At 67.1% G+C, this 10,364-nt stretch carries 9 protein-coding genes and 1 pseudogene; 5 read left to right on the top strand and 5 right to left on the bottom strand.

The genetic code is table 11. From position 1 onward, the window contains the following. Positions 1–22: 22 nt before the first annotated feature. The 3 genes and pseudogenes from Y887_RS10760 to dtd form a co-directional block, all read right to left on the bottom strand. Positions 23–335 (bottom strand): annotated as a pseudogene (locus Y887_RS10760) (hypothetical protein). A 186-nt stretch (positions 336–521) separates the two neighbouring features. Continuing rightward, a complete protein-coding gene (gene rpoD / locus Y887_RS10755; protein WP_046964326.1) occupies positions 522–2,396 on the bottom strand; it encodes an RNA polymerase sigma factor RpoD in 1,875 nt (624 codons plus the stop codon). A 107-nt stretch (positions 2,397–2,503) separates the two neighbouring features. After that, on the bottom strand, positions 2,504–2,944 hold the full coding sequence (gene dtd / locus Y887_RS10750) for a D-aminoacyl-tRNA deacylase (protein ID WP_046964325.1): 441 nt from the start codon (positions 2,942–2,944) through the stop codon (positions 2,504–2,506). Here dtd and Y887_RS10745 point away from each other — a divergent pair. Further along, positions 2,943–3,959, top strand: coding sequence for a lauroyl acyltransferase (locus Y887_RS10745; RefSeq protein WP_181113105.1), 1,017 nt, complete (start codon positions 2,943–2,945; stop codon positions 3,957–3,959). The genes dtd and Y887_RS10745 overlap by 2 nt on opposite strands. 48 nt (positions 3,960–4,007) lie before the next feature. On the opposite strand, the gene Y887_RS10740 is transcribed toward Y887_RS10745, so the two are convergent. Beyond that, on the bottom strand, positions 4,008–4,529 hold the full coding sequence (locus tag Y887_RS10740) for a GNAT family N-acetyltransferase (RefSeq protein WP_046964323.1): 522 nt from the start codon (positions 4,527–4,529) through the stop codon (positions 4,008–4,010). 241 nt (positions 4,530–4,770) lie between these two features. Here Y887_RS10740 and ribA point away from each other — a divergent pair, with 241 nt between their 5' ends. The 3 genes from ribA (at position 4,771) to Y887_RS10725 (ending at position 8,297) form a co-directional block, all read left to right on the top strand. Then, positions 4,771–5,904: a GTP cyclohydrolase II RibA gene (ribA, locus tag Y887_RS10735; RefSeq protein WP_046964322.1), complete on the top strand. Its 1,134-nt coding sequence runs from the start codon at positions 4,771–4,773 to the stop codon at positions 5,902–5,904. 294 nt (positions 5,905–6,198) lie between these two features. After that, on the top strand, positions 6,199–6,798 hold the full coding sequence (locus Y887_RS10730) for a PH domain-containing protein (protein ID WP_084726005.1): 600 nt from the start codon (positions 6,199–6,201) through the stop codon (positions 6,796–6,798). Next, positions 6,795–8,297 (top strand): PH domain-containing protein, encoded by a 1,503-nt coding sequence (locus Y887_RS10725; protein WP_046964320.1) that lies wholly within the window; start codon positions 6,795–6,797, stop codon positions 8,295–8,297. Before Y887_RS10730 ends, Y887_RS10725 begins: the two co-directional genes overlap by 4 nt. 76 nt (positions 8,298–8,373) lie before the next feature. On the opposite strand, the gene Y887_RS10720 is transcribed toward Y887_RS10725, so the two are convergent. Beyond that, entirely contained in the window at positions 8,374–9,432 is a 1,059-nt protein-coding gene (locus Y887_RS10720; protein WP_104611995.1) for a CDP-glycerol glycerophosphotransferase family protein, read from the bottom strand. Here Y887_RS10720 and Y887_RS10715 point away from each other — a divergent pair, their 5' ends adjacent. Further along, positions 9,433–10,263: a glycosyltransferase family 2 protein gene (locus Y887_RS10715; protein WP_046964318.1), complete on the top strand. Its 831-nt coding sequence runs from the start codon at positions 9,433–9,435 to the stop codon at positions 10,261–10,263. The last annotated feature ends 101 nt before the right edge of the window (positions 10,264–10,364 follow it).

Genomic DNA, 10,364 nt, shown 5'->3' with positions numbered 1-10,364 from the left:
CCCCAATCCCCAATCCCGGCTACTAAGCCACCTCAAGCTGCGCATCGACCAATTGCCGGCCTGCGCGGAATCCCTGCGCTATGGCTTCCTGGTAGGTCTCCCATCCCTGTTCCCGGCCACCGATGCGTGGCTGGCGTTTGCCGCCCAGTGCATACACGTCGACCCACAGCGTCCACCTGGCGCCCGGGGACGCCTGCTCGGTGCGTACGCGAATCTCGTGCTCGCGGTATGTGGTGGTTTCAAAGCGGCTTTGCCTGCTCATACGACAGCCTCGTTCCATTCGTCATCAACTTAGAAGCCACGGCTAGAACGTCACGTGAGTCAGGCAGAAACATCGGCTTCATGTTGCGCCGCTGTCTGGCTTCGTCGCCGGGGCGTGAATGTCGCCTGCGCCATCCCCGGCGCGCCCGTGCTTCGGCGACATCCACCCGGGCAAGCATAGCTCGCGGCATGCCCCACAACGCAACAGCCCCGCACATGCGGGGCTGTTGTGTGATCACTGCACCGATACGGCTAGCGGATCAATCGATGTCCAGGAACGAACGCAGCTGTTCCGAACGGCTCGGGTGACGCAGCTTGCGCAACGCCTTGGCCTCTATCTGACGGATCCGCTCGCGGGTGACGTCGAACTGCTTGCCGACTTCTTCCAGCGTGTGATCGGTATTCATGTCGATACCGAAGCGCATCCGCAGCACCTTGGCCTCGCGCGGGGTCAGGCCAGCCAACACGTCCCGCACCGTCTCGGAGAGATTGATGTTGGTGGTGTTGTCGATCGGGGACTCCACATTGGTGTCCTCGATGAAGTCGCCCAGATGCGAATCCTCGTCGTCGCCGATCGGGGTTTCCATCGAGATCGGCTCCTTGGCGATCTTCATCACCTTGCGGATCTTGTCCTCGGGCATGTCCATTTCCTTGGCCAGCTCCTCCGGCGTGGCCTCGCGGCCGAACTGCTGGAGCATCTGGCGGGAAATGCGGTTCAACTTGTTGATCGTTTCGATCATGTGCACCGGGATACGGATGGTGCGCGCCTGATCGGCGATCGAACGGGTGATGGCCTGACGGATCCACCACGTTGCATACGTCGAGAACTTGTAACCGCGACGGTATTCGAACTTGTCCACGGCCTTCATCAGGCCGATGTTGCCTTCCTGGATCAGGTCGAGGAACTGCAGGCCGCGGTTGGTGTACTTCTTGGCGATGGAGATGACCAGGCGCAGGTTGGCCTCGACCATTTCCTTCTTGGCCTTGCGCGCCTTGGCTTCGCCATAGGCCATCGCACGGCTGATTTCCTTGATCTCGCCCAGGGTCAGATAGCTGGCCTTCTCCATCTCGATCGAGCCTTGCTGCTCGGAGACGATCTGGTCCTTGACGTCGCGCAGCGCCGACGACCACTTCTGCTTGCGCTTGAGTGCGTCTTCCACCCATTCCAGGTTGGTCTGGTTGCCTTCCCAGGAGCGGATGAAGTCCTTGCGCGGCATGCGCGCCACGGTGGTGGCCAGGTGCAGCACCTTGCGCTCGTGGTCCTTGATGCCGTTGACCACGCCACGCAGCTGGGTGACCAGCGCGTCGGTCAGCGGCAGCGGCAGCTTGAGCGTGGTGAAGATGGCGGCCATGTCCTCGCGCGCCTTGACCACCAGCTTGTGCTCGGCGCCGTTCTTGGCATAGATCTTCTTGAACTTGGCGTATTCGTTGGCCAGGTTTTCCATGCGCGTGGCCACTTCCACCGGGTCCGGACCGGTCGGGCCGGCCTCTTCTTCGGCAGCGTCGTCATCGCCGTCTTCGTCGTCGTCCTCATCGACCGCGTCTTCGTCCACGGCGACCGGGCCGGCGGCGGCCAGTGCGGCAGCGGCGGCGTCGGCTTCTTCGATCAGGTCGTTGAAGCCCACCACGATCTCGGCCAGACGCTTCTTGCCTTCCTTGTGCGCTTCATAATCGGCCAGCAGCATCTCGGTCGACAGCGGGAACACGCCCAGCGCTGCCTGGACCTGGCTCAGGCCTTCTTCGATGCGCTTGGCGATGGCGATTTCGCCTTCGCGGGTCAGCAGCTCGACCGTGCCCATTTCGCGCATGTACATGCGCACCGGGTCGGTGGTACGACCACCTTCGGTGTCGAGCGCGGTCAGCGCGGCGGCAGCTTCTTCGGCGGCGGTGTCGTCAACCTCGCGGTTGCCGGTGTTGCCATCGTTGAGCAACAGGGTTTCAGCATCGGGCGCAACTTCATGGACATCGATGCCCATGCCGTTGATCATGCTGATGATGTCTTCGATCTGCTCCGGGTCGACCAGGTCGTCGGGCAGATGGTCATTGACTTCGGCGTAGGTCAGATAGCCCTGTTCCAGGCCCTTGCTGATCAGTAGCTTGATGTCGGATTGCTGGGCAGGACGTTCGTTGGCCATGAGTGCTCGCGCCACCGGCTTTGAGATTGGAAAGAGAACCTAGCATTATACCAGCGTGAAGCCCGGTCTGCCGGAATCAAGACGGGACCGCTGGTGGACGTGGGTTTCTAGGGTCTGAGAAGGAAGGTCACCGGGCCGTCATTGACCAGGTCGACAACCATATGGGCACCGAATCGCCCGGTTTCCACCCCGCCGCGATGCTTTTGCCGGCAGATCGCCACCAATTGATTGAACGCCCGTTCAGCCTCCAGCGGCGGCGCGGCGGTACTGAAGCCCGGCCGGTTGCCGGAGCTGGTGTCGGCCGCGAGCGTGAACTGGCTGACCAGCAGCAGTCCGCCACCGGTATCGGTCAGCGAGCGATTCATCTTGCCGGCGTCGTCGCCGAACACCCGGTAGCTGAGCAGACGTTCGGCCAGGCGACGGATCTGCGCATCGCCATCGGCCGGCTCCACGCCAATCAGCGCCAGCAATCCCGGACCGATGTGCCCGACGCACTGGCCATCGACACTGACCGAGGCCCGGGTAACGCGTTGAATCAATGCAAGCATCGGCTTTCTCGGGCGGCAAACTGTGTCGCGCAGCATGCCCAGCGCTGTTGGTACTGTCACGCGCGGGCCTTCGCCGGCTGCGCTGTTTAGAATTGTGCGGATGAAACCCGATGTCCGCGCCAGACTGCTCTATGCCACCGCCGCCACCGTGGGCCGCCTGCCGTGGCCGCTCCTCAAGCGCATGGCCGATGCGCTGGCCTGGAGCTGGCGCAAGCTCAATGCGCGCGAAGCCCGCGTGGCACGCCGCAACCTGGAGCTGGCCTACCCGGAATTGCCGGCCGCCCGGCGCGCGCAACTGCATGCGCAGATCCTGCAATCGACCGCGCGCCAGACCCTGGAAGTGCTGCGTACCTGGACCCGCCCGCCGGCCGAGAATCTCGTGCGCCTGCAACGCAATGGGCAAGAGCTCTACGACGCGGCACTGGCGTCCGGGCGTGGGGTGATCGTGGCGGCGCCGCACTTCGGCAACTGGGAGCTGCTCAACCAGTGGCTGTCCGAGCGCGGGCCGATCGCCATCGTGTACCGGCCGCCCGAGTCGGAGGCGGTGGACGGCTTTCTGCAACTGGCGCGCGGCGGCGACAACGTGCGCCAGGTGCGTGCCGAAGGCCCTGCGGTGCGGCAGTTGTTCAAGGTGCTCAAGGACGGCGGCGCGGTCGGCATCCTGCCCGACCAGCAGCCGAAGATGGGCGATGGCGTGTTTGCGCCGTTCTTCGGCATCCCGGCCTTGACCATGACCCTGGTCAATCGGCTGGCCGAGCGCACCGGCGCCACCGTGCTGTACGGCTGGTGCGAGCGCGCCGGTGGCGACCTGCAGTTCGCGCTGCATGTGCAACCGGCCGACCCGGCGGTGGCCGACCCCGACCCGGTGCGCGCCGCCAGCGCGCTCAATGCCGGCATCGAACAGATCGCCCGGCGCGACCCGGCGCAGTACCAGTGGACCTACAAGCGCTACACGCTGCGCCCGCCCGGCAGCGGCGAGCCCAACCCGTACGCCACCGAGCGGCATCCGCATTGATCGCCGCGCCGCGCAAGCTGATCGAGCGCGGCGAACCGGTCGGGTGCATCAGTCGTCGTGCGGGTCTGCAGGCGTCGCCAGAATGCGTTGATAGAACGCCAGATCCAGCCAGCGCCCGAACTTGAACCCGGCCTCGCGCACGGTGCCGGCATGGGTGAAGCCGAACTGTTCGTGCAGCGCGATGCTGGCCTGGTTGCTGGCATCGATGCCGCCGACCAGCACGTGCACGCCGCGCTCCTGCGCGGCGGCGATCAGCGCCTGCAGCAATACGCGCCCCAGGCCTTTGCCGCGATGGTCCCGATGCACATAGATCGAATGCTCGACGCTGTACTTGAACGCCGGCCAGGCGCGAAAGGTGCCGTAACTGGCAAAGCCCATCAGCGTGCCGTCGGCATCCTCGACGCCGATCACCGGAAATCCGCCCGCGTGCTTGGTGGCGAACCAGCCGACCATGCTCTCCGGCAGACGCGGCCGGTAGTCGTACAACGCGGTCGAGTTGGCGATGGCCTCGTTGAAGATGTCCAGGATCGCGCTGGCGTGACGCGCTTGGCTGCAGTCGATAAGGCGCATGGGATCCGCTGAGCTGAGAGGTCGTCGGATTAGAAAGCATTGCCGGGCGCTGAACAACGCGAGCGACGCACAACCAATCGGCGCCTGTGCGGCCACTCAAACGCAGCCACTGGATGCAGCGTTCCACCTGCTGCCGGCAACCGGCAGTGGCGAACCACGCGACAATGGCAGCATGCGGCCGGCACTGGCGCGGTGGCGGCCGCCTTGAAGCGGCCGTGGCAATCCCCATCTGGAGTCGTGCATGAGCAGCCCCGTCCCCTCCCCCAGCGCACAGGCCTTCGGCGATCCGGCAGCCATCCGCTGCGAGCGTGCCGCGTCCGAGTTGCGCGCCGGCCGGCCGGTGTTGCTGACCGCCGCCGACGGGCAGGCACATGCGGTCTTGGCGTTGGACAGCAGCACCGCGCAGTCGTATGCCGCGTTCGCCCGTGCGGCGCAGGGCCGCCACTATCTGTTCGTCACCCCGACCCGCGCCCAGGTGTTGGGGCTGACCGCGCCGCAGGGCGCACGCGTAGCCCTGGCCGACTACAGCTACGACCAGCTCGCCGCACTGGCCTATCTGCGCGACACCCCGGTGCCGGCACAGTGGGCGGCTGGCGATGCGCTGGATGCCGGCGGGGTGGAGATCGCGCGGCTGGGATTGCTGCTGCCGGCACTGCTGGCCGTGGAGCTGCACGACGTGCACGCGCATGCCGCCTTCGCCGGATGCCAGTCGCTGAGCCTGGATGATCTGAGCAGTGGCTGCGCCAAATCGGCCGCGGCCGGCTTTGAGCTGGTCACCCGCACGCCGGTGCCGCTGCGTGGCCTGGGCATGAGCGAATTCGTGGTGTTCCGCGGCGGCGTCGCGCAGCGCGACCAGGTGGCGATCGTGGTGGGACAGCCCGACCTGTCGGCCGCGGTGCCGGTGCGCGTGCATTCGTCCTGCCTGACCGGCGACCTGTTCGGCTCGCTCAAGTGCGACTGCGGCGACCAGCTGCGGCACGGCCTGGCCAAGTTGAAGGAACTGGGCGGCGGCGTGCTGCTGTATCTGGATCAGGAAGGCCGCGGCACCGGCATCGCCGCCAAGATGCGCGCCTACGGGTATCAGCATGCAGGGCTGGATACCATCGATGCCGATGCGCAGCTGGGCTTCGGCCCGGACGAGCGCCGCTACGGCAGCGCGGTGGCGATGTTGCGCGGCCTGGGCATCGGCCGCATCCGCCTGCTGACCAACAACCCGGCCAAGGCCGAGCGCTTGCGCGCCGCCGGGATCGCGGTGGAAGACCGCATCCCGGTCACCGGCGATATCACCCCCGAAAACGAGCAGTATCTGCGCACCAAGGCCGCGCGCGCCGGGCATGCGCTGGATGTGGATGCGCTGATTCTGGCCGCGCAGTAAGCGCGGTCAGCGGGGCTGCCTGATCGGTGACGGGGGCACGCAGGCGCGGCGTGTGGCGTCGACACATCCGCTATCGATGCCTGGAGCCGACCACTGCTGGGGTCTGCCTGGTCAAGGTTTGGTGTCGATCGCCATCGCTGCACGCCATCGGCATGGGGTCGGCCTGGGTGTCACGGCGGGTGGCGCAACTGCGCGGTGATGACGACCGCGGTCGACCACACAACGTATCCGCCCAGGCACTGCGGCGGCTGTCAGCCGTGCAACCCGGCGCCTCGCGATCCAGGGCCATGGCGGATGCGTCCTGACCGGGCGCCCGGCTATGCTTGCGCACCGCTTCTGCTGGCCCGCCTCGTGCACGACGCTCCACCGCCGCACCCCGACATCCTGGTCCACGCTGCGCCTGTCCAGACACCACCCGTGGACCACGCGCACTGGCAGCAGTTGCCACGCCGGGGCGCCTACGTGGCGGCGGTCAACGGCGCACTTGGCGGTGGCAGTGCCGGCCTGATCGCGGCCGGCGTCACCGTCACCGTGCTGCATGCCTGGCACTACTGGCCGGCGGTGCTGGGGGTGACCGTGGCGATGGCGGTGCTGTGCGCATGGCTGGCAGTCAAACGGCACCGGCTCACGTTGTGGAAACTCGACCAGCACGGCCTGGCGCTGCAACGCGGGCACCTGTGGCTGAGCGACACCCGCGTGCCGATCTCGCGTGTGCAGCACGTGGATCTGCGCCGCGGCCCGATCGAACGCGCCACGCACCTGACCACGCTGGTGGTGCACACCGCCGGCAGCCGTCTCAACGCGGTAGCGCTGTCCGGGCTGGACCAGGCCGATGCCGAGCATCTGCGCGACCGCCTGGCCCGCCAGCTCGATCACCACGACGACGCGCTGTGAGCGCCATCGAACACCCCGGCCACGACGAGCAGCGCCTGCATCCGCTGTCGTGGGTGTTCGTGCTGCTGCAGCAGATTCGCCAGTTCCTGATCCCGTTGGTGGCCCTGGTCGTGTTCGGCAGCCGCGACGGCAGCCGCGATTTCGCCGACCACATCGCCACCGCTGCGGTGATCACTGTGCTGGTGGCGATTTCGGTGCTGCGTTACTTCACCTATCGCTATCGGATCGGGCAAGACAGCGTGGCCATCCGCAGCGGCCTGCTGGAGCGCAGCCGGCGCGACATTCCGTTCGCGCGCATCCACAACGTGGTGGTGCATCAGTCGCTGCTGCACCGGCTGGCCGGCGTGGCGGAAGTGCGGCTGGAGTCGGCCGGTGGGCACAAGCCCGAAGCAGAAATGCGCGTGCTGCGACTGGATCAGGCCCTGGCGCTGGAAGATCTGATCCGGCGCCGCGCCCACCACGTCGATGCGGCGGTGGTGCAGGACGACGACCGCACCACCTTGCTGCGTCTGCCGCTGGGCGAAGTGATCCGGCTGGGCCTGATTTCCAACCGCGGCATGGTGGTGGTCGCCGCCAGTTTCGGCGTGATCTATCAGATGATTCCGCGCCGCGTGGCATCCAGCTTTATCGAGACCAATGGCGAGCTCGCCTACCGCTACGTCAGCCAGGTCCATCCGGGCGCGGCGGTGACCACGATCCTGGTGGCGATCGCTGCCGTGGCGGTGCTGCTGGCCATGCGTGCGCTGTCGGTGGCCCTGGCCGTGGCGCAGTACCACGGCTTTCATCTCAGCGAATCGGAACGACGCCTCACCGTGGAGCGCGGTCTGCTGACGCGTATCCGCAGCAGCGTGGCGCTGCGGCGGATCCAGTCGTGGACGGTGTACGAAAGCCGCCTGCATCGCCTGTTCGGCCGCCGCCAGCTGCGCGTGGACACCGCCGTGGCCAGCGCCGGCGACAACCGCGACAGCGCGTTGAAGGAGCTGGCGCCGATCGCCGAGCCGCAGCGTTGCGATGCCTTGCTGCAGCGCCTGCTGCCCGGCATTGCCTGGCCGCCGGCGCAGTGGCAGGCGATCGCCACGCATTGCTGGTGGCGGCTGAGCCTGCCGACGCTGCTGATGTTGCTGCCGCTGGTGGCCGGGCTGGCGTGGCAGTTCGGCAGCCAGGCGGCGTGGTTGCTGCTGTGGCTGCCGTGGAGCGCCTTCAAGGCGCATCGCCAGGTGCAGCGCATGGGCTATGCAGTGGATGCGCGCTACGTGGCGGTGCGCGGCGGCTGGTGGAAGCGCTGGTGGCGGCTGGCCGAACTGGACAAGCTGCAGGCGCTGCAGCTGCAACGCTCGCCGCTCGATCGCCTGACCGGCACCGCCACGCTGTGGCTGGACACCGCCGGTGCCAGTACCACCGGCCCGGCCCTGCGCTTGCGCTTTGTGCCATTGGCGCAGGCGCAGGCACTGCAAACGCAACTGGGCGCCGCGCTGGCACGGCGCAAGCTGCGCTGGTGATCGGGAATCGGGATTCGGAATTGGGTGGACGTTGCTGATCGGCAGCGCTATCGCGTCAGCGATCGACCCGCCGCAATCATCGCTGTGCCGGGCCCCAGTATCCAAGCTCGCGGCGGATCTGAAGACCTCGCCACACTGCGCCCAGCGGCTTGCGTCGCAGCGTGCCGAGTTTGCCGGCAATGAACGCTTCGGTGGCAGCGATCACCCGTTCGGACGACTGCCCATCGCGATACGGATGGATCGCGTCGGCATAACGGGTCAACGCATCGCGTAGCTCGGCGTCCGGCGCCAGCGCGCGCGCCAGCTGCTGCGGCAACTGCGCCGGCTGCTGAAAGTCGAGCATATGCGGCTGCGGCACGCGGTTGCGGAAGGTCACCACCGGTTTGTGCTGCACCACGAACTCGGAGACGATCGACGAGGTATCGGAGACCAGCACATCGGCCGCACGCTGCGCCGCCACGACCTCTTCGGGCTCGACAAACCGGGCACTGGCACCGGCCAACGCGCGATAGCGGTCGAACAGCTCCGGCGCGCATTTGGGATGCAGGGTGAGCAGCCAGTAGTGCGCACCGCGCGCGATATCGGCAGCGATTTCCTCGTACAACGCAGGCGCCGCGCTCAGCCGCTCGGTAAAGGTGGAACCGAACAGGAGCACCGGCCGTCCGTTGGCGGGCGTACGCAGCGCGGCGCTGTGCCCGCCATCATCGCGGAACACCGGATCGAGCTTGGGCCAGCCGGTTTCGACCACGGCAAAATGGCCTTCGCGCGCCGCCAGTGCACGAAATGGCGCAGTGGTGGCCGGGCCTTGCGTGCAATACAGATCGAACAAGCCGCGCACACGAAAGTGGCCGCGATTGTCCTCGCGCTTTTGCACGTTGAAGCCGTGGAAGAGCTGCACCTTGGCGCCGGAGAGAAACGGCGGCACCCAGTTGGCTGCGCTGAATACCGCACGCGGACGCAGGGCCAGCGCCTCGCGCAACCCCACTTCGCGCACGCCCGGCAGCACCAACCCACGCGCGCCACCCTCGTACCAGGCCGCAACGATGTCGCCGCGGGCCTGTAATGCCTGCGCCAATGGCGCCAGAATAGGCAACGCGTAACGCTCCGTTGCGAACAGCAGGTAATCGGCCATCACATGTCCTCTTCGACCGTACCCGACGAACGGCCTCGCATCAGCGCCTGCATTATCGCGTTCAACGAGGCCGATCGCCTACGCGACTGCCTGACCTCGCTGGCGTTCTGCGATGAGATCGTAGTGGTGGACTCCGGTTCCACCGACGCCACTGCGGACATCGCCAGCGCGCACGGCGCGCGCGTGCTGCAACGCGCCTTCGATGGCTACCGCAGCCAGAAGGCGTATTGCGTGGCGCAGGCCAGCCACGACTGGGTGCTGTGCCTGGATGCGGACGAGCGCATCAGCGACGGCCTGCGTGCAGCGATCCTCGCCGCGCGCGATGCCGGCTTTGCCGACGCGGCCGGCTACCGTTTTGCGCGGCTCTCCGCGTATTTCGGCCGCTTCCTGCGCCATGGCAATGCGTACCCGGACCGCGTGCTGCGCCTGTTCGACCGCCGCCGCGGCGGCTGGCGCGGCAAGCGCGAGATCCATGAGGCGGCCAGTGTCGATGGTGCCGTGGTCACCTTGCGCGGCGACCTGATCCACTACCCCTACCGATCGTTGATGCAGCAGCTGGCCAAGACCCAGCGCTACGCGCAGATGATGGCCGAGCACGACTACGCCCGCGGCAAGCGCGCGACCTGGAGCAAGCTGGTGGTGGCGCCGGCCTGGCGCTTCTGGCGCGGCTATCTGCTGCGCGGCGGGTTTCGCGATGGCTGGCACGGGCTGATCTACGCCTATGTGCGCGCCAATTACGTGCGCCAGAAGACCATCATGCTGTGGCTGCTGCAGCACAACCAGCCGGTGCAGGACCCGCCACGCGCCGTGGATGGACGCAGCGACCGAGCTTAGCCGGCACGACAACTGGGTCACTGTCAGGCGGGGCGTCGGTGATGCCAACTGGCACGTCGCCGTCGTTCGCAGGCATCGCTTCGCATGGACGACCAGCCGCT

It is taken from the genome of Xanthomonas pisi DSM 18956 (assembly GCF_001010415.1).
GTDB lineage: Bacteria > Pseudomonadota > Gammaproteobacteria > Xanthomonadales > Xanthomonadaceae > Xanthomonas > Xanthomonas pisi.
Note: the sequence above shows the minus strand (reverse complement) of the source record. Positions and strands in the feature narration are given on the sequence as shown.

Excerpts from the sequence above, each read along its gene's own strand:
- Y887_RS10740 (WP_046964323.1), bottom strand. The coding sequence starts at position 4,529 with ATGCGCCTTATCGACTGCAGCCAAGCGCGTCACGCCAGCGCGATCCTG.
- Y887_RS10715 (WP_046964318.1), top strand. The coding sequence starts at position 9,433 with ATGTCCTCTTCGACCGTACCCGACGAACGGCCTCGCATCAGCGCCTGC.
- Y887_RS10730 (WP_084726005.1), top strand. The coding sequence starts at position 6,199 with ATGCGTCCTGACCGGGCGCCCGGCTATGCTTGCGCACCGCTTCTGCTG.
- rpoD (WP_046964326.1), bottom strand. The coding sequence starts at position 2,396 with ATGGCCAACGAACGTCCTGCCCAGCAATCCGACATCAAGCTACTGATC.
- ribA (WP_046964322.1), top strand. The coding sequence starts at position 4,771 with ATGAGCAGCCCCGTCCCCTCCCCCAGCGCACAGGCCTTCGGCGATCCG.
- dtd (WP_046964325.1), bottom strand. The coding sequence starts at position 2,944 with ATGCTTGCATTGATTCAACGCGTTACCCGGGCCTCGGTCAGTGTCGAT.